Here is a 19,378-nt window from a genome sequence, read left to right as displayed (position 1 = left end):
CAGACTGACGAACGCGCTTATGAGGCGTGTTCTGCCTCTCACCCTTGCGAGTTGTCGTAAGCGATTTTTTATCAGTCGATGAATGTTGTTAACGATTGGGAATCTTAATTAACCAAATCGGTAAGGACTTTGATTTAAGGCAGTTTATGGTGCTAATCGTCACGCCAGGACAAAATCTGTTGGGCATAATCGGATAACCGACTAAATTATTGACTTAGACCTCTGCTGCGTGCGGTGGATGTGGCAAAATGTTTGCAGATTATCTGAACAGTCAGATTGCTTTAAGAGGAGTACGCCAGTGTTGGAAAAACTACGAGCGCAGATTGTGCGTCAAGGGCCGAGCTTATTAGGTAAGCCACTCAAGTTCACTCCCTTTGCGCTACAGCGTCAGGTTTTGGAACAGATGTTGGGCTGGCAGTTCCGTCAGGCGCTGGAAGAGGGCGATCTGGCATTTCTCGAAAGCCGCTGGCTGAAAATTGAGGTGCGTGACGTCGGCTTGCAGTGGTTTATGACGCTGCGTGATGGCCGTCTGGTGGTGAGCGACGCTGAGACGCCGGATGTCAGCTTCAGCGCGGATGCGAACGATCTGATTTTGATCGCCGCGCGTAAAGAAGATCCCGATACGCTCTTTTTCCAGCGTCGTCTGCGCATTGAGGGTGATACCGAATTAGGTTTGTATGTGAAGAACCTGATGGACGCCATTGAGCTGGAGGCCATGCCTGCGCCGCTGCGCATTGGCCTGCTACAACTGGCAAACTTTGTGGAAGCCGGCTTACAGGAGGGCGCAGTGCAACCAGCGAATCACGCGCCAGTATCATGCTAGTTCGGGTGGAAATTCCCGTTGATGCCGCAGGGATCGACAACTTATTGCGCCGTGCTTTTCCAACGGGCGCGGAAGCGGATCTGGTTCATCAACTGCGTGAAGATGGCTTATTGACGCTCGGCGTTGTGGCGACTGACGATGAAGGTGGCGTGGTGGGCTACGCGGCATTTAGCCCGGTGCTGATCGACGGTGAGGATCGCCAATGGGTGGCGCTTGCGCCGTTGGCGGTAGATGATAGCCTGCGCCGACAGGGCGTAGGGGAGAAGCTGGTCTACGAAGGGCTGGATGCACTGAATGAGTTTAGCTACACCGCTGTCGTCGTACTGGGTGAGCCAACGTACTATTCTCGTTTTGGCTTCGTTCCTGCCACAGCACACCAACTGCACTGCCGCTGGCCAGACAGTGAATCGGCTTTTCAGGTCTATCCGCTGGCAGATAATCATGTTGTCGGTGAGGGGCGTCCTGAGGACGAAAGCGGGTTTGAAAGTGCAAGCGGGCTGGTGGAATACGCCGAACCGTTTAACCGCTTTCTCTAACGCGCCTTGCTAACCGATAGCGCATCAATATATTGTGTCTGAAATGCATAACGTCTTGGGCTGGTCTTGTACCAGCCTTTCTTTTTGGTTTTTGCTCAACTGCTTAATGCGATATTCCAGTTTGAGCGCGTCTGAGCGATCGCCCACCCGACAGTGAAATACCAGCGTTAACTCGCCTTTTCCCCGCAGCGCCTTTGCCCCTTTTCCCGTTTGATGCTGATTCAGGCGGCGGCTGACATCTGTTGTGATACCCGTGTACAGCGTCCCAGCGACCGTGCGCAGTATGTACAGATACCAGTGAGAATCTTCGGCGTGTTCAGTCATGGTGTTGTCTGTGGATTATTGTTTGAAAAAGCTGCTCGGCACAGCTAAACATAAATAGCACCTCACACCAATGGTATTTCAAACAATTAGCATTTCAAAGCTCTTGCCTTTCAAAGAACGGGCACGGCATTACATCAATAGCCGTTATTCACGACGTGTATTTCTTTTACGGATAGGGAAAAACGTATGACACTGAAACGATATATACCGCCCGCGCTGGCCGTGGCGTTCTCTTCTTGCTTCCTCTCACTGGGCTATGCCGCTGAATTGGCAGAAAAAGATCGGGAAACGATTGTGAACGCCGTCGCGAATTACTCGGGTCAGATGACGACCGTTGCTCAGCAGATATGGTCAAAGCCCGAACTGGGCTATTTGGAAACCAACACCTCCCAACTGCTACAGAATGAGTTGAAAGCCGCTGGGTTCAGCGTTGAAGCGGGTGTCGCGGGCATTCCAACCGCGTTTGTGGCGACGGCGGGGAAATCCGGCGGACCGGTTATCGGCATTCTGGCCGAGATGGACGCGCTGCCGGGCTTCTCTCAGGCTGCAACGCCGGAGCGTTCGCCGGTTGCGGGTATAGAGGCCGGGCATGCCTGCGGGCATCACCTGTTTGGTGCGGGATCGGTGGGCGCGGCGATTGCGCTAAAACAGTGGCTTGAGGCGACGGGTAAACCGGGGCAAATCCGGGTGTACGGCACGCCAGCGGAGGAAGGCGGTTCCGGTAAAGTCTATATGACACGTGAGGGGCTGTTTAAGGATGTGGATGTGATGCTGCACTGGCATCCCGGCGATGAGAATTCTGCCTCGCAAGACTATTCGCTGGCGAACGTGAACGGTAAGTTCCGTTTCTATGGTCGCTCCGCGCATGCCGCGATGGCACCAGAGAAAGGGCGTTCCGCGCTGGACGGCGTGGAGGCGCTGAATTTTATGGTGAACGCGATGCGGGAACATGTGCCGCAGGAAACACGTATTCACTATGTGATTACCGATGGTGGTAAAGCGCCGAACGTAGTGCCGGACTTCGCCGAAGTGTATTACTACGTGCGTCACCCCGATCCGGCCGTGGTCGCCAGCGTGACCGATCGCATCCGTAAAGCGGCGGAAGGTGCGGCGCTGGGAACTGAAACGCGTTATGAATTTGAAATTCTTGGCGGCGTGTACAGCCTGTTGCCGAATAACGTGTTGGGAAAAGTGATGGATGACAGCCTCAGAAGCGTCGGGGCACCGCAGTGGGATAAGGCGGATACGGATTTTGCCACCGCGCTACAGAAAACGCTGGATCAAGCCAAACTGCCGCCGCTTTCCAGTGCTGGTCAGGTCGCGCCGTACCATTTTGGTGAAACGGGCTATGCGTCGACCGATGTGGGCGATGTCAGTTGGGTGGTGCCGACGGTCGGGCTGGGAACGGCGACCTGGGTCCCGGGTGTACCTGCGCACAGCTGGCAAGCGGTGGCATCCGGCGGCATGGCGATTGGCTATAAAGGCATGGATGTTGCAGCCAAAACGCTGGCTGTCACAGGAGCGAAGCTACTGAGCGATCCCGCATTAATTCAACAGGCGAAAGCGGAGTTCGACAAGAGTCGTGGCGAGAACTTCCACTATAAGCCGCTGCTGGGCGATCGGAAACCCGCGTTGGATTACCGTAAACCTTCCGCAGGTAAATAATTTTCCTGCTCTGCCAGCGGTTTCTCCTTGTACTTAGGGAGAAGCCGCTATGCTTACTATTACATCAACCCGCAGCAGTCGGTTTCTATCCCGCGGTTGGCACCTCTTTTCCCGATATAAGGGGATCGTCTGGCTGATAAGGCTGTCACCGTTAATTCATCGGATGAACCTTATCTGGGGAAGTATGTGTGATAAGAATCACATATAATCACTATCTATTGCATCTCTCTTACATCAAGTGTGAGTAAATGCACAAAATAGTCCGGCATGGCGTGTTCCAATGTCTGATAAATAGCTTTTTGTCTAATGAATCGTTTTTTGTCTAATAACGGTTCTTGTCTAATAAATAGGTTTCTTTCGATGTCGTTCTTTCGGTGTTGAAATAATCACAGAATGAAGGGTAGAGGAAGGCTGACTGCGGTGAGAAGGATCTCGGTGCCGCTACAGGTTGTTTCGCCTGGGCGCTATCTTCAAGGAACCAAGTCCGCTCGCCAAACGTGCTGGTTTTGCACCAGTTAATGTTCAGGGCCGGTTAGACCGGCTGACGAGTTGGAGTGTTGTATGACCAAGCTGACCACGGCCGCGCAACGCGCGCTGGCGCTGATGGATTTAACCACGCTGAATGAGGATGATACGGATGAAAAAGTGACGGCACTCTGCCGTCAGGCAAACAGCCCGGCCGGAAAAACGGCTGCTATCTGTATCTATCCACGTTTTATCCCTCTGGCGAAAAAGATCCTGCGTGAGCAGGGTACGCCGGATATCCGCATCGCGACGGTGACCAACTTCCCTCATGGCAATGATGATGTGGCAATTGCGGTTGCAGAAACCAAAGCTGCAATCGCCTACGGCGCCGATGAAGTTGATGTCGTATTCCCTTACCGCGCACTGATCGCAGGCAACGCGCAAATCGGTTTTGAGCTGGTGCAGGCATGTAAAGCGGTGTGTCAGGATGCTCATGTGCTGCTGAAGGTGATCATTGAGACGGGCGAGCTGAAACAGGAAGCGCTGATCCGTCAGGCGAGCGAGATTGCCATTGATGCGGGTGCCGATTTCATTAAAACCTCGACCGGTAAAGTGCCGGTGAATGCGACGCCAGAAAGTGCGGCGATCATGCTGAAGACGATCCGAGATAAAGGTGTGGGCGAGCGCGTTGGCTTTAAAGCAGCCGGCGGCGTGCGTAACGCGGAAGATGCCGCCATCTACCTGCAACTGGCGGACGATATCATGGGCGCGGAATGGGCGACTGCACAGCATTTTCGCTTTGGCGCGTCCAGTCTGCTGGCGAGCCTGCTGATCACGCTTGGCCACGGAACCGCAGCTCCGCAGGGCGGCTACTAAGCACGCGCACAGGCGCACTATTTTATTTGTGACAGTTTATTTTTGACGACGTGATTCGTGACAACGCTATTCGTGACAACATATTGTTTATAAAAGCATTTGTATTCATGGCTGCGTTGGATCACCACAGCAAATGTGCTCGCAGCGATAGGCTGTGGAACCACATCAGAATTCATCAGGAGTACAAACCTTGTTTCTGATACAAGAAATTATTCGTAAGAAGCGTGACGGAAAAGTTCTGAGCGAAGAAGAGATCCGCTTCTTTATCAACGGTATTCGTGACAATACCGTCTCCGAAGGCCAGATTGCGGCGCTGGCGATGACCATCTATTTTCACGACATGTCGATGGATGAGCGCGTGGCGCTGACGCTGGCAATGCGTGACTCCGGCACGGTGCTGGACTGGAAGAGTCTGAACCTGAACGGTCCGCTGGTGGATAAACACTCTACCGGCGGCGTCGGGGATGTGACTTCGCTGATGCTGGGGCCGATGGTCGCCGCCTGCGGGGGCTATGTCCCGATGATCTCCGGACGCGGCTTAGGGCATACCGGCGGCACGTTGGATAAGCTCGAAGCGATTCCGGGGCTGGATATTTTCCCGAACGATGAAGATTTTCGCCGTATCATCCAGCAGGTTGGCGTCGCGATCATTGGGCAGACCTCCTCGCTGGCTCCGGCGGATAAACGCTTTTACGCCACGCGTGACATTACCGCCACGGTCGATTCCATCCCGCTAATCACTGCGTCAATTCTGGCGAAGAAACTGGCGGAAGGGCTGGATGCGCTGGTGATGGACGTCAAAGTGGGGTCGGGGGCGTTTATGCCGACCTATGAACTGTCCGAGCAGTTAGCGCAGGCGATTGTCGGCGTAGCGAACAATGCGGGATGCCGCACCAGCGCATTGCTGACGGACATGAATCAGGTGCTGGCCTCTAGCGCAGGTAACTCGCTGGAAGTGCGGGAAGCCGTGCGTTTCCTGACGGGAGAGAGCCGCAATCCGCGCCTGTATGATGTTACTATGGCGCTATGTGGCGAGATGCTGCTGGCGGGCGGACTGGCAAGCTCGTCGGACGACGCGCATTCACGTCTAGAAGCCGTATTGGATAACGGCAAAGCTGCCGAAGTCTTTGGGCGCATGGTTGCCGCACAGCGTGGTCCGGGCGATTTTGTCGAACACTACGATCGTTATTTGCCAGTGGCGACATTAAGTAAGCCGGTGTTCGCGATGCGTGAAGGCATCGTGACCGCAATGGATACCCGCGCGCTAGGCATGGCTGTCGTTTCGCTGGGCGGCGGACGCCGTCAGGCCACGGATACGATCGATTATAGTGTCGGTCTGGATAGCATGATCAGTTTGGGTGAGCGCGTTGACGCGCAGCGCCCGCTGGCGGTGATCCACGCCAATACGGAAGCGCAGTGGCAGCAGGCGGCGAATGAAGTCCGTGCTGCGATCCAACTGGGCGACACCGCGCCAGAAAAGACCCCGATGGTTTATCGTCGAGTGAGCGCAGAAGCGTGAGCGCACAGGGCTGCTTAGTGGTCGTCTTGAATTAATTTTCCCCTGCCTGTCGGCAGGGCGTTAGCGCATAGCTGCGCAGGAGAAAAAGAATGAAACGTGCATATATTATGGTTCTTGACTCGTTTGGCATCGGCAGCAGTGCTGATGCAGAACGTTTTGGTGATGTCGGTTCGGATACGCTGGGCCATATCGCTCAGGCGTGTGCCGCGGGGACGGCGGATAAAGGGCGCAGCGGCAAGCTGCATTTGCCGAACCTGAGCCGTCTGGGGCTGGGTAAAGCCGCCGAGGCTTCAACGGGAACGTTCCCGCCAGGGCTGGATGAAAACGCGGACATCATCGGTGCTTACGCGCATGCCAGCGAAATCTCCTCGGGCAAAGATACGCCGTCTGGTCACTGGGAAATTGCCGGTGTGCCTGTCCTGTTCGACTGGGGCTATTTTAAAGATGAAGAAAACAGTTTTCCGCAGGAGTTGCTGGATAAACTGGTAAAACGCGCCAATCTGCCGGGCTATCTGGGCAACTGCCACTCTTCCGGTACGGTGATTCTGGATCAGTTGGCTGAAGAGCACATGAAAACCGGCAAGCCGATTTTCTACACCTCTGCGGATTCCGTGTTCCAGATTGCCTGCCATGAAGAAACGTTCGGTCTGGATAAGCTGTACGAGCTGTGTGAGATTGCCCGCGAAGAGCTGACCGAAGGCGGCTACAACATCGGGCGCGTGATCGCACGTCCGTTTATCGGCGACAAACCTGGCAACTTCGAGCGTACCGGCAACCGTCACGATCTGGCCGTTGAACCACCTGCGCCGACCATCCTGAAAAAAATGGTGGATGAAAAAGGTGGCGAAGTGGTTTCCGTCGGTAAGATTGCGGATATCTACGCGCAGGTCGGTATCACGAAAAAAGTGAAGGCTACCGGCATCGATGCGTTGTTTGACGCCACGCTGAAAGAAATGGATAGCGCGGGCGACAACACCATCGTGTTTACCAACTTTGTTGATTTCGATTCCGCCTACGGCCACCGCCGCGATATTCCGGGCTATGCTGCCGCGCTGGAGCTGTTTGACCGTCGCCTGCCAGAAATGCTGTCCCGCGTGAAGAGCGATGACATCCTGATTCTGACGGCCGACCACGGCTGTGATCCGAGCTGGCACGGTACCGATCACACTCGTGAGAACGTCCCGGTGTTGATCTATGGCCCGAACGTGAAGCCGGGCTCATACGGCCACCGTGAAACCTTCGCCGATATCGGGCAGACGGTCGCGGCCTACTTTGGCCTGTCGCCTATGGACTACGGCAAATCGATACTGTAAAACACACCGTTTTTTACGTGAAACTTGATTAATTAAGGAATAAACGCATGGCTACGCCACATATTAATGCAGAAATGGGTGATTTCGCGGACGTTGTACTGATGCCGGGCGACCCGCTGCGCGCTAAGTACATTGCAGAAACCTTTCTGGATGATGCCCGTGAAGTAAACAACGTGCGTGGCATGTTAGGGTTCACGGGGACTTACAAAGGCCGTAAAATTTCGGTGATGGGGCACGGTATGGGGATCCCATCCTGCTCAATCTATGCGAAAGAACTGATCACCGAATTCGGCGTGAAGAAGATCATCCGCGTGGGTTCCTGCGGCGCGGTACGTGAAGATGTTCAACTGCGTGACGTGGTGATCGGCATGGGTGCCTGTACGGATTCTAAAGTGAACCGTATGCGTTTCAAAGATCACGACTACGCGGCGATTGCCGATTTCGACATGGTGCGTAATGCCGTTGATGCTGCCAAAGCTCGCGATGTTTCTGTCCGCGTCGGTAACATCTTCTCCGCCGATCTGTTCTACACGCCAGATCCACAGATGTTCGACGTGATGGAAAAATACGGCATTCTGGGTGTGGAAATGGAAGCAGCCGGTATCTACGGCGTAGCGGCAGAGTTCGGCGCGAAAGCGCTGGCCATCTGTACCGTTTCTGACCACATTCGTACTGGTGCGCAGACCACGTCAGAAGAGCGTCAAAATACGTTTAACGAGATGATCGAGATCGCGCTGGAATCCGTTCTGCTGGGCGATAACGAGTAATATCATGCTAGCCCGGACGTTCGCTCCGGGCTGTTTTTTCCTGTTTTTCCCTTCACATCTTTCCGTAAGCAACCTGCTGACTGTCCGCCGCTGGCGCTGCAACAGAAGGCTCGTCTGTGTGATTCTCTGTTTGCGCTTTCTTCTCTGGTTCGAGCGGCGTTAAGCGGACCTGATGTTTGAAACTGGACTGTACGGCAGGCTGGTGGCTGACGGCCAAAACAATGGTTTGTGGTAGCGTGATTCTGACGTGCTCTAGCAGTTGAAGCGCCGCTGTGTCATCAAGCTGGCTGGTGGCTTCATCCAGACAAAGCAGCGTCGGGCGCAGCAGTAGTGCACGCGCGAGCGATAGACGCTGCTGTTCGCCGCCCGATAGTTCCCGACTCCAGTTCGCCTTGTCGTCCAAGCGGGGAATGAGCGCGGTCAGCCCGGTTTGTTCCAGCACCGCAATCAGCTGTGTAGTATCCGCTAACTGCGCCTGCGGATAACACAGGACCTGACGCAGCGTATCCTGCGGTAAATAGGCTTTTTGCGGTAAAAACAGCGTGCGGCCTGCGGGGAAATACCAGTCTCCTTGTGAAACAGGCCACAGCCCTGCCAGCGCCCGCAGCAGCGTGGTTTTTCCCGTGCCGCTGGCTGCGTTAAGCGTCGCCCATTCGCCAGCCTGAAGCATGAGCGTCAGCGGGGAGAAATACGGCGAACCATCTGGGCGCGCTACAGACAAGGCGTTGATATGCAGAGTATGGCCTTCATGGCACGGTGCCTCTGGCGTCGGCAATTGCTGTAAGCGGTGCTGGAATTCCCACAGCCGTTCAATCGTGGAAGACCACTGAACCAATTGGCGATAGGCATCGATAAACCAGCCAAAGGCATCCAGCACATAGCCGAAGGCGGAGCGCGCCTGCATAATCGCCCCGAGGCTAATCTGACGGGCGAGAAACAGCGGCAGGGTAGCGAACACCGGGATAATCAGGCTGAAGCGGAAATAGCTGGTCGTAAAGCTCTCTAGCCGGAATTCCCGCGCCATTAAACGCTGCCAGTTTTGCACGATGGGCTGGAAATACTGCCGCATCCGCAACAGCTCGGCGTCACTCCCTTGGTAGAACGCAATCTGCTCGCTGTTATCCCGTACCCGCAGCAGCGTGGCGCGATAGTCGGCCTCTGTTCGCTGACGCTCAATATTCAGCTTGTGCAAGCGGTGCCCCAGCCGATGCGTCACCATGCTGGCGATGGCGGCGTAAACCAGCGCGATCCACACCAGATAGCCGTGTATTGTGATGGTGTAGCCGCTCAACGTGACGGTATGGACGCCGGAAAGCTGCCAGAGAATGGCGATGAAAGAGAAAAAACGGGCGGTGTTTTTCAGCAACGAGAGCAGGAGTTCGAGGCTTTGTTCGATCAGCAGGCGAATATCTTCCGCGATGCGCTGATCGGGGTTATCCAGCCCTGAGTTGAGCTGATAGTGGGCGTGATTGCGCAGCCAATCCTGCTCATACTGGTGCGTCATGGTATCGCGCCAGCGGATAATCAGCTGTTTCTTGAGCCAGTTGCCGCAGATAATGACCAGCACGAACAGCAGCGTGTAGGCCAGATAGCGCACGGCCATATCGTAGACTGACGCGTGCTGAAAATAGTCGGCCAGCGCGTCGTAAAAATCTCGGCTCCAGTTATTGTACTGCACGCTGATCCACACGACGGAGAGCGTCAGGCTCATAATCAGCAACAGCAATAACCACAGCAACGTGGCACGTGTAGTCAGCCAGAAAGGCGCGACCAGTGAATAAAAGCGTCTAAGCGTTTGCATAATGGATGGGGCGATGGCCTGCCAGCAGAGGCTGGCAGGCGCGTTCGCTTAGAAATTCCACTTCGCCGTCAGCATGAAATTACGTGGGTCGCCGTAATAGTTGTTGCCGCTAAGATGGCGGTTGTTCAGGTTTAAGAAGTAGGTTTTATCCGTCAGATTATTACCCACCAAATTGAAGCTCAGGTTTTTGCTGTGTTGATAACGGATATTGGCGTTAAACAGGGTGTAGCCGCCCTGATGCAGGCCGTAAGCCCGGTTAGGGTAGGTTTGCGTCTCGGTCTGTGCCGTCATACCCGCGCCAACCGTCCATTGGTTCAACTCACCCGGCAGATTGTATGAGGTGTAGAGCTTGAACATATGCTTCGGCGTGCGCGGGCTGAACTGTGCGGCTCTTTCACTCGCGCTGCCTTCAAGATATTTACTGTTGGTCAGGGTATAACCCGCCTGAATCTGCCAGCCTTCGGCCAGTTTGCCCGTGATATCGAACTCGACACCCTGGCTGCGTACTTCGCCTTGAGCCTGGGAGCAGCTTGTCCCGATCAGGCAAACCGAGCTATCCGCGACGGCCATCGCACGGTTCGCCTGAATGATGCGGAACAGCGCCAGCGAGGTATTCAGATCGCCATCAAAGAACTCGCCTTTTATACCGGTTTCATAGTTGGTGCCGGTAATGGCGGGCAACAGCTTACCGTTGCGATCTTTTTCGCTCTGCGGCTTGTAGATCTCGGCGTAGCTCAGATACCAGGTGTAGTTGTCGGCAAAGTCCCACAGCAGGCCGCCGTAAGGGACAAACTCATTGCTGGCATGCAGGCTACTGAGTGAAGACGTATTGCGGAAATGGTTAGTGAAATACTCATCGTAACTGTAGGCGCTGTAGCGGCCGCCCAGAATCAGTTTCCAGTCATCCGCCAGCTCGAATCTGGCCGTGGCGAACGCGCCGCGCTGATACAAGTTAAAGCGGTCATTGTAGTGGTTGTTGTAGAGACTCGTATTTGACCAGTCAGGTTCTGCCAGCGAATTGGGCTGCCAGTTGAAGATGTTCACGGTGCTGGTGTTGTTGATGCGGATGTGATTGTTATTGAAGCTCTCTTTCTGATAATCACCGCCCACCACCAGTTCGTGACTGCGCCCCAGCAGCTCGAATGGACCATTCAGGCTCAGGTTGTAACCCCACTGTTCTGCCTTATTGTCATAGCGCAGGTTATTGTTTAGCGAGGAATTTCCCGTTGCTGGGTTCACGCCGCTTGTACCGTTCATGATCCCGATATAGCTGCTGGCCGCGCGGGAATGGATATAGTTCAGCGCGGTTTTCAGCGTCCAGTCGTTATCGAAGTGGTGCTCCAGTTCGACAAACGGGTTAATTTTTTCAAACTCAATGCGGTTCCAGCTTGCGCCCAGATAGGTGGAGCGCGGTAGATTCAAGCTGCTTTTATTGGTGGCGAACGGGATGCCGTACACATCAGGTACACCCCGGGTTTTCTGCCAGTTAATGCCACCAGTCACCGTGGTGGACGGTGTCAGGTCGTAGGCCAGCGTGCCGAACAGCACTTTTCTTTCACTGTGTTCGTAATCTTTAAAGCTCTGCCTATCCTGATAGACGCCAACGAGACGGCCGCGCAGGCTGGCATCGTCGTTCAGCGGCCCGGAGATATCGAGCTCGCTGCGGTAATTATCCCAACTGCCCGCGCCAATGCTGCCGGATGCCTGAAAGTTGTGGGTAGGCTGTTTACGCACCAGATTGACGGTGCCGCCGGGTTCGCCATTACCTTGTGACAGGCCGGACGCCCCGCGCAGGATCTCGACGCGGTCATAAATTGCCAGATCGGGCGATTCGCTGGAGGCCTGCACTGCGCCCATGTTGGAGACGCTGTTCTGGCTGGAGAAGTTCACCCCGTCTTCCTTGATATTATCCATCACGAAAGCGCGCGATTCGTATTTCACCTGATAGCTGTTCTGATTGACCACGTTAATGCCGGTGGTTTGCTTCATCGCCTCATCCAACGAGGTCATATTCTGATCGTCCATGCGCTGGCGTGTGACGACGCTCACCGACTGCGGCGTTTCTCGTGGCGACAGGTTCAGCTGTGTCGCGGTGTTCATGCTGCGCGTGGTGTAGGACTGGGTGCCTTCGGTCACTCCGTTGCGGTTGACGCCCGCTACGACCAGCATCTCATCTCCCTGCGGTATTCTCTGTAAGCGCCAGACGCCGTTAGGCTGCGGAATCACCTGAAGTCCGCTTCCTGCCAGTAGGGCCGAAAATCCGCCATCGACGCTGTAATTCCCTTGCAGAGAGGGCCCCGTTTTCCCCGTTGCCAACTGTGCATCGCCGACCAGATAAACGCCCGACTGGGTGGCAAATTGGTTTAGCTGCTGGTTAAGTGGCCCGGCAGAGATGGAATAGGTTTTTGTTGCCGCCACAGCTGCTGTTTCTGCCGCCGTTGCGGTGGAGTGCACGAACAGCGGTGCGCCGCACAGCAACAGATGAACGGCCATTGCCAGTTTGGAAGGAGTGCGCTGTGTAGAGAAAAATGGAATCAATGCCATGAAAATTCGCCTTCTGACCCAGAGTAAAAATTGGTGGTTTTACTGTGAATCGAACGACAGTGGAAAAAGGGGAACTCAAAAGAGAAAATTTTTTGGCTGCATCCCAAAAAACGGTATCCAAAAAAAGTGGTATCCGAAAAAGAGGGCGATATCAGCGCGGCTCGACAGTCACCCACCACGGAAAACGGCGATGGATGCGGACCGGGAAGGCCTGCGCCAGCATGTTCAGTGCCATGTCGGTATCGGTTAAAGGGAAGGTGCCCATCACGCGTAAATCCGCGATGGCAGGCTGGCACGCCAGATAGCCGTGGCGATAGCGGGACAGCTGCGCCACGACGTCACCCAGCGGCATGTTATTTGCCTGGAGCACGCCGTATGACCAGTCGGCATCGCTCTGCGGGTTGGGCACGATGTTACCCTGGCCGTCGGCGTTAAAACTCAGGTGATAGCCCGCGTTGACCCGACGCGCGGCGGTGGCGTACTTGGCGCTGACGTCGACCGCGTGTTGGTAAACGGTCAGCGTGGTGGCGTCCTGCTCTTGCGCGACGCTGAAGCGCGTGCCCAGCGCCTGCAAGCGCCCTTGTGCGGTGGTGACAAAGAAAGGGCGCGCGTCGGCAGCAGTATCAATCAGAATGTCCCCCGCCAGCAGGGCGATTTCCCGACGCTGGTCGCTGTAGCGGATATCAATCGCGCTGGCGGTGTTCAGCCACAGTCGGGTGTTGTCCGGTAAGGTCAGCGATTTGATTTCTCCTACCGCGCTGTGATGATCGGCCGTCATCGCCAGCAGTGAGCCTTTTAATGGCGTGTGGCGGTAAGTCAGCCAGGACAGCAGAGAACCAGTGCTGAGCAATGCGGTGAGCTTGAGCGCACGGCGGCGAGTCATCGGTGCAGACTTGTGCAGCAGCGTATTCAGCGCGGGTTGTTGACTGTCGCCACGCAGCGGCTGGAAACGTTGGCTGACCGTTTGCACGTATTCCCAGGCTTGGCGATGTTCTTCGCTTTCGTCCATCCAGCGCCGCCAGTGGTGATAGTGCTCATCGTCAGGTTCCCGATCGCACAGTTGTGCGTACCATTGCGATGCCTGCTGCAAGGCGATAAAGCTGGGCTTATTCATGAATGAACGGCCTGGCCGTCCGCGTCTATCTCCGCTTCCAGCAGTACACAGTGCAGCATGGCCTGCGCCATGTATTTTTTCACCATGCGTTCGGAAACGCCCAGCGCCGTAGCAATTTCCCGATAGGGTAATCCCTGTACCTGCGCCATGATAAAGGCGGCGCGCACCTTCTCCGGCAGCGCACGCAGCATGGCATCAACCTGATACAGCGTTTCGAGAATGATGTTACTGTCTTCCGCCGACAGGGCAACCGGCTCCGGCTGTTCGGCTAATGAGGTGAGCCAAACGCGCTCAATTTCCCGTTTGCGCCAGAGATCGACGCACATGCCCTGCGCCATCACGCTCAGGTAAGCTCGCGCGCCTGCGTGGCTGTCGAACTGGCGCGGTTTCAGCAACAGCCGTAAAAATACATCCTGCGCCAGATCGGCCGCATCACACAGATTCCCCAGCCGTTTGCGCAATAATCCTTGCAGCCAGCCGTGATGCTGACAATAAAGCTGATGCAGATCTGCTGAGGTATCAATATTGGCTGATGACATATCTGGTGCCTGAAACGGAGCGATAGGAGGTCAAATTTCATGCGCATGTTAGTTGAGAATGATTTTTATTTCAATGCTAAGGAAAATGTGGGTACTGATGTTCGAGGGAAACAGAAGGGGCGGTAAGACTACGTGGGGCAGTAAGACTGGAAAGGTGGGACAGGAAGACTGAATTGCACCACACTTGCTAACAGCGTCGGGCGTGGTGCGTTCAACGGCAGCGGAATCGACTGAGCTAAGCGCCAGACGATTCCAACACGTTACTTAATGGCCTGAGCCGGAACCTGTGCTGCGCTGTTAAAGCTGATCTCGTTGATGGCGCTCCATTTGTTCACGTCGGTGCCAAACGTATCCAGCTTGAAGAATTTCGCTTTCACGGCAGGGAAGGTGAATTTTTCACCGTCTTTGGCGTTGTTGGAGGTCACCAGATTATCAGCCAGTTTTTGCCAGGTTTTCCCGTCGGTGGAGTAGGACACGGAGAACTTCAGTTTGCGCTCATCCGCTTTGAAAGGAACCAGAACAAAGTTCTCAACCGATTGTTCTTTATCCAGTTCTAACTGAACCCAGCTCTCACCGTTTGCCGCCCAGCGGGTTTTTACGTCGCCATCGGCAATGTTGGCAGGTTTGTGGCCCTTGTCTGAATCATAAGCGGAGGCTGTCACCGCCGTTACTTGTACCGCGTAAGCGGAAAGAGAGAATAAGCCGCACAGAAGCGTCGTAGCCAGAGTGTATTTTTTCATATTATTCCTCGTAGATAACGGATAAACCATGGCATGCCTGCAAACCAGAAACATGAAATGGAACCTTATTGTGATAAAAAAGAAACAAGGTTTTATTTATAGCGATCACGTTGCGGGGATTTTTCTGTCAGGAAAAAAGGCAGAGCGGGACGGGGCGCACATTATGGCACCCGCCGAGTAGCAAGTGCCGTAGTAGATAAAGAGGTTAGCCGAGCGGCAGCGCCATGAGAATGGCGTCTTCCCGACCCTGTGCCGTGGGGTAGTAATCGCGGCGCACGGAGACTTCGTTAAATCCCAGACTCTCATACAGCGCGATGGCTCGCGCGTTTGACTCGCGGACTTCCAGCCACAGCGTCAGAATGCCGCGTCGCTCCATTTCGTCGATCAGGTGTTCTAACAGCTGGCGACCCAACCCCTGACGCTGATGATCGGGATGTACCGCGATATTGAACAACGTCGCTTCATCCAGCACGACCTGCGTAATGGCGTAAGCGGTAAGCTTTCCGTCATGCTCCAGTTTCAGGTTGAAATAACGCTCACCCTGATTGCTGATAAACGTCTTTTCCGACCAGGGAAAGGCGTGGCTGACTTGTTCAATTTTAAAGGCTTGTGCCAGGTCAGCTGGCGTCAGGGAAGATATCGTGTTCATGTTCACAGATCTGTTGCCACAGCGCCCGTTTGGCGTCGGCATTTTGATAAAGTTCGGAAAGCAGAGGGCTGGAAAGCTGAACGCCCTGTAGCGCAATAGGTTCCGCGATGCCCAACCGCCAGCTATGACAGCGTGCATCGGCGGGCAGCATGTCGATCTGCTGTGGCGTTAGGCGATAGGCTTGCGCAGGCGTGAGCGCCAGACTGTGCAGAACGTCAGTTAGCAGCGGTTCATCATCGGCCAGCGGCTCGGCGGAGACGATCACCAGACGCACCTGCTCGGGCAGACTGACAGCGATTTCGCCTTGCAGCACCGTCGGGCGACGCAATGTCCACTGCGTAATCCCCAGTTGCTGTAGCAGCCTGTCACGTCTTGATTCCATGCGTTATCCTGTCTGGCGTGCGAGAAAATGATTCGTGCCTATGCTAACAAACCCCGTCAGACTGCGCCAACGTCGGTGCGGTTATTTCCTCTCCGCTCTGCAACTTCGGGGACGAAGCGTATATAATCCCCCGCTCAATGATTAAGGAGCCGTAGCCCGATGTCCGCATTAACCCCCGCCAGTGAAGTCATACTGCGCCATAGTGACGAATTTCTTTCACGCCGAGTTCTGTTTGCCGGTGATTTGCAGGATACACTGCCCGCGCAATTTGAAGCGGCGTCGGTGCGTGTCCATTGCAACCAATATCACCACTGGCAACAGATGGCAAAGCCACTTGGGGATAATGCTCAATATGGTCTGGTGGCGGATACGGCGCTGGTGGCGGATAGCGACACGCTGATTTATTACTGGCCGAAGAGCAAACAGGAAGCGGAATTTCAACTGCGTAACCTGCTGTCCCTGATGCCGGTCGGTGCGGAAATCTTCGTTGTCGGAGAAAACCGCAGCGGCGTGCGCAGCGCGGAACCTGTGCTGTCTGACTTCGTTGAACTGGCAAAAATCGACAGCGCGCGCGCCGCTGTGGGCTTTACCACGGTCGGATTGACAAGCAGGCCAGCTTCACGCTGGATGACTGGTGGGACGAATATCTGACGGACGGTGTGACCGTCAAAACGCTTCCGGGCGTCTTCAGCCGTGATGACCTGGATCCGGGTAGCCGACTGCTGCTGTCTACGTTTGAGCCGCATATGAAAGGCAAAGTGCTGGATATCGCCTGTGGCGCAGGCGTGCTGGCATCGGTCCTGGCGAAACAGTCGCCGAAAATCCGCCTGACGTTGAGTGATGTCAGCGCAGCCGCTATCGAATCCAGCAAGGCAACGCTGGCGGCGAATGCGTTGGAAGGCGAGGTGATTGCGAGTAACGTCTATTCCGACATTAACGGTCGCTTCGATATGATCGTGTCTAATCCGCCGTTCCATGACGGCTTGCAGACTAGCCTGCAAGCCGCGGAAATGCTGATTCGTGGTGCGGTGACCCATTTACCGATTGGCGGACAGCTACGCATCGTCGCGAATGCCTTTCTGCCGTATCCGGCGCTGTTAGATGCCGCCTTTGGTAGCCATGAAGTGCTGGCGCAGACCGGACGCTTTAAAGTGTATCAGGCCACAGTGGGTCGTCCGCCGCGCACAGGCAGCAAAGGTCGCCGTCGGTAATCTTACTGATTCAAGGCTGCCATGCTCTCCTTGCCGTAGCGTTCACCTGCTGCGGCATCGGGCGGGAAGATGGCATCAATGGCGGCCAGTTCCTCTTTCGTCAGCGTGACATCCAGCGCCCCGAGGTTTTCTTCCAGATAGCGGCGGCGTTTAGTGCCCGGAATCGGCACGATATGTTCACCCTGTGCCAATACCCACGCCAGTGCCAGCTGTGAGGGCGTAACCTGCTTTTCCTGCGCTAGTTGGTTAATTTTCTCTACCAACAGCAGATTTTTACCGAAATTCTCCCCCGAAAAGCGTGGATTGGTACGACGGAAATCGTCGGCAGCCAGATCGTCCGGGCTGCGAATCGCACCAGTCAGAAAGCCACGCCCCAGCGGGCTGTAAGGTACAAACCCAATCCCCAGACGCTCACAGGTAGGCAAAATCTCGGCTTCCATATCGCGGGTCCACAGTGAGTATTCGCTCTGTAACGCCGTAATAGGGTGCACGCGATGTGCACGTTCCAGCGTGGTGGCGGAAGCTTCACTCAGGCCGATGTAACGAATCTTGCCTTCCTGAACCAGCTCGGCCAGCGTGCCGACCGTCTCTTCAATGGGAACGGTTGGATCAATGCGGTGCTGATAGTAAAGATCGATAACGTCGGTGCCGAGTCGCGTCAGGCTACCTTCCACTGCGCGGCGAATGTAGTCCGGTTTACCGCATACGCCGCGTGCATTGGGGTTTGCCGGATCGCGGATGATGCCAAACTTGGTCGCCAGAAAGACCTGCTCACGCTTGCCTTTTATCGCTTTGCCGAGCAGCAGCTCGTTGGTGTGGGGGCCATACATATCGGCGGTATCCAGCAGCGTGACACCCAGCTCCAGTGCGCGATGCAACGTGGCAATGGATTCTTTTTCATCCTGTGCCGTGGAGTAGAAATCACTCATTCCCATGCAGCCTAGCCCAATCGCCGACACCTGCGGGCCGTTCGCGCCTAATTTGCGTTGTTGCATTGTCATCTTCCTCATCTCGTTGGCAGTGTAAGCAGTCTGGTTGTTTATCTAACAAAGATAAATACCGCTTTTTATGCAACACTATTCAAAAATAACTAACAATGGTGGCGGCGATGGATCACATTCAGGCGATGCGAGTTTTTGTGCGTATTGTCGAACTGGGCAGCTTCAGCCGCGCGGCGGAGCGACTGACGCTGCCACGCGCGACGGTGAGCAACACCATCAAACAGCTTGAAGCACGGCTGGGGGTACGTTTGCTGCAACGCACGACTCGTCAGGTGCAGATCACCGATGAAGGGCGCGTTTATTATGAACGCTGTCTGCAATTGCTCGCGGAAATCGAAGAGATCGACACGCTGTTTACGCAGCAAAAGCAGCAGCCTGTTGGCAAAGTGCGGGTGGATATGCCGCACTCGCTGGCGCGGGAGATCGTCGTTCCGGCGCTGGGCGAGTTCTACGCGCGCTATCCCCAGGTGACGTTGATGCTGAGCGCCAACGATGCGGCGATTAATGTGCTGCGTGAAGGCGTTGACTGTGTGCTGCGTGCCTGGCAGACGGACGACGAAACGCTGGCGACCCGCCATTTGCCGTCAATGCCGCAGATTACCTGTGCGTCGGCCGACTATCTGGCGCGATTCGGCGTGCCGCGTTCGCTCGATGATCTGTCGGGGCATCAGATGGTCGGCTATTTCTCTTTGCGTACCGAACACCGTTATCCGCTGGAATTCATGTCGGGTGATGAATGCATTACGCGTATGTTGCCCGGTGCGTTGCAGGTTAACGGCACCGATGCCTACATCGCCAGCGCGCGTGCCGGATTGGGGATTATTCAGGCACCACGTCGTGGCCTGCGCCCGTTTCTGGAAAGTGGGGAACTGGTAGAGATCCTGCCGGAAATGCCGCCGCCTGCGATGCCACTTTACGTGATGTATGCGCCTGGTCGCTTTCTCGCACCACGGATTCGTGTGTTTATCGAATGGCTCGATGAGCTCTTTACGCGCAACGCCGCGGCGAGATGATGATTTTTGCAGCAAACCCCGCATTCCAGAGGAAATAATCATTGACGTGAACGCGAAAACCTCTAGAATTCGCCCCCGTAGTGATATTGCGTAAAG

The 19,378-nt window shown here is 55.2% G+C and carries 17 protein-coding genes and 1 pseudogene; 9 read left to right on the top strand and 9 right to left on the bottom strand.

Features of this window, described 5'->3' with window-relative positions:
• Positions 1 to 298: 298 nt before the first annotated feature.
• A complete protein-coding gene (ubiT, locus tag H4F65_RS10520; protein ID WP_010279716.1) occupies positions 299 to 823 on the top strand; it encodes a ubiquinone anaerobic biosynthesis accessory factor UbiT in 525 nt (174 codons plus the stop codon).
• Positions 817 to 1,359, top strand: a complete 543-nt coding sequence (locus H4F65_RS10515; RefSeq protein ID WP_010279720.1) for a GNAT family N-acetyltransferase — start codon at positions 817 to 819, stop codon at positions 1,357 to 1,359. The genes ubiT and H4F65_RS10515 overlap by 7 nt, the downstream gene beginning before the upstream one ends.
• Positions 1,360 to 1,383: 24 nt before the next feature.
• Here H4F65_RS10515 and H4F65_RS10510 read toward each other — a convergent pair whose 3' ends face one another.
• Entirely contained in the window at positions 1,384 to 1,683 is a 300-nt protein-coding gene (locus H4F65_RS10510) for a GIY-YIG nuclease family protein (protein WP_010279722.1), read from the bottom strand.
• Between the two features lie 186 nt (positions 1,684 to 1,869).
• Here H4F65_RS10510 and H4F65_RS10505 point away from each other — a divergent pair, with 186 nt between their 5' ends.
• From H4F65_RS10505 to deoD, 5 genes are all read left to right on the top strand, one after another.
• Positions 1,870 to 3,348, top strand: coding sequence for an amidohydrolase (locus tag H4F65_RS10505; RefSeq protein WP_010279726.1), 1,479 nt, complete (start codon positions 1,870 to 1,872; stop codon positions 3,346 to 3,348).
• Positions 3,349 to 3,909: 561 nt separating this feature from the next.
• On the top strand, positions 3,910 to 4,689 hold the full coding sequence (gene deoC / locus H4F65_RS10500; RefSeq protein ID WP_010279729.1) for a deoxyribose-phosphate aldolase: 780 nt from the start codon (positions 3,910 to 3,912) through the stop codon (positions 4,687 to 4,689).
• A gap of 190 nt (positions 4,690 to 4,879) precedes the next feature.
• Positions 4,880 to 6,208 carry a thymidine phosphorylase gene (gene deoA, locus H4F65_RS10495; protein ID WP_010279734.1) on the top strand — a complete coding sequence of 443 codons (1,329 nt, stop codon included), beginning with the start codon at positions 4,880 to 4,882 and terminating at the stop codon, positions 6,206 to 6,208.
• An 89-nt stretch (positions 6,209 to 6,297) separates the two neighbouring features.
• The gene (gene deoB, locus H4F65_RS10490) at positions 6,298 to 7,521 is read left to right on the top strand and encodes a phosphopentomutase (protein WP_010279736.1); all 1,224 of its coding nucleotides are present in this window, start codon (positions 6,298 to 6,300) and stop codon (positions 7,519 to 7,521) included.
• Between the two features lie 47 nt (positions 7,522 to 7,568).
• Positions 7,569 to 8,288, top strand: coding sequence for a purine-nucleoside phosphorylase (gene deoD / locus H4F65_RS10485; RefSeq protein ID WP_010279739.1), 720 nt, complete (start codon positions 7,569 to 7,571; stop codon positions 8,286 to 8,288).
• A 52-nt stretch (positions 8,289 to 8,340) separates the two neighbouring features.
• Here deoD and H4F65_RS10480 read toward each other — a convergent pair whose 3' ends face one another.
• From H4F65_RS10480 to H4F65_RS10450, 7 genes are all read right to left on the bottom strand, one after another.
• On the bottom strand, positions 8,341 to 10,089 hold the full coding sequence (locus tag H4F65_RS10480) for an ABC transporter ATP-binding protein/permease (protein ID WP_010279743.1): 1,749 nt from the start codon (positions 10,087 to 10,089) through the stop codon (positions 8,341 to 8,343).
• A gap of 48 nt (positions 10,090 to 10,137) precedes the next feature.
• Complete coding sequence (locus tag H4F65_RS10475) at positions 10,138 to 12,633, bottom strand: TonB-dependent siderophore receptor (protein ID WP_010279748.1); 2,496 nt, start codon at positions 12,631 to 12,633, stop codon at positions 10,138 to 10,140.
• A 151-nt stretch (positions 12,634 to 12,784) separates the two neighbouring features.
• Positions 12,785 to 13,747 carry a FecR domain-containing protein gene (locus H4F65_RS10470; protein ID WP_010279752.1) on the bottom strand — a complete coding sequence of 321 codons (963 nt, stop codon included), beginning with the start codon at positions 13,745 to 13,747 and terminating at the stop codon, positions 12,785 to 12,787.
• A complete protein-coding gene (locus H4F65_RS10465; protein ID WP_010279756.1) occupies positions 13,744 to 14,286 on the bottom strand; it encodes a sigma-70 family RNA polymerase sigma factor in 543 nt (180 codons plus the stop codon). The genes H4F65_RS10470 and H4F65_RS10465 overlap by 4 nt, the downstream gene beginning before the upstream one ends.
• A 260-nt stretch (positions 14,287 to 14,546) precedes the next feature.
• On the bottom strand, positions 14,547 to 15,026 hold the full coding sequence (locus tag H4F65_RS10460; protein WP_010279759.1) for a discoidin domain-containing protein: 480 nt from the start codon (positions 15,024 to 15,026) through the stop codon (positions 14,547 to 14,549).
• A gap of 205 nt (positions 15,027 to 15,231) precedes the next feature.
• The gene (rimI, locus tag H4F65_RS10455; protein WP_010279761.1) at positions 15,232 to 15,675 is read right to left on the bottom strand and encodes a ribosomal protein S18-alanine N-acetyltransferase; all 444 of its coding nucleotides are present in this window, start codon (positions 15,673 to 15,675) and stop codon (positions 15,232 to 15,234) included.
• Positions 15,644 to 16,057, bottom strand: coding sequence for a DNA polymerase III subunit psi (locus tag H4F65_RS10450; RefSeq protein ID WP_010279762.1), 414 nt, complete (start codon positions 16,055 to 16,057; stop codon positions 15,644 to 15,646). Before H4F65_RS10450 ends, rimI begins: the two co-directional genes overlap by 32 nt.
• 159 nt (positions 16,058 to 16,216) lie before the next feature.
• Here H4F65_RS10450 and rsmC point away from each other — a divergent pair.
• Positions 16,217 to 17,268: pseudogene (rsmC, locus tag H4F65_RS10445) on the top strand (16S rRNA (guanine(1207)-N(2))-methyltransferase RsmC).
• Positions 17,269 to 17,270: 2 nt separating this feature from the next.
• On the opposite strand, the gene H4F65_RS10440 reads toward rsmC, so the two are convergent.
• Positions 17,271 to 18,263, bottom strand: a complete 993-nt coding sequence (locus H4F65_RS10440) for an aldo/keto reductase (RefSeq protein ID WP_010279765.1) — start codon at positions 18,261 to 18,263, stop codon at positions 17,271 to 17,273.
• 113 nt (positions 18,264 to 18,376) lie between these two features.
• Between H4F65_RS10440 and H4F65_RS10435 the strand changes: the two genes are divergently transcribed.
• Positions 18,377 to 19,282, top strand: coding sequence for a LysR family transcriptional regulator (locus H4F65_RS10435; protein ID WP_039318916.1), 906 nt, complete (start codon positions 18,377 to 18,379; stop codon positions 19,280 to 19,282).
• The last annotated feature ends 96 nt before the right edge of the window (positions 19,283 to 19,378 follow it).

Origin of the sequence: Pectobacterium brasiliense (genome assembly GCF_016950255.1) — a bacterium.
Lineage (GTDB): Bacteria > Pseudomonadota > Gammaproteobacteria > Enterobacterales > Enterobacteriaceae > Pectobacterium > Pectobacterium brasiliense.
Note: the sequence above shows the minus strand (reverse complement) of the source record. Positions and strands in the feature narration are given on the sequence as shown.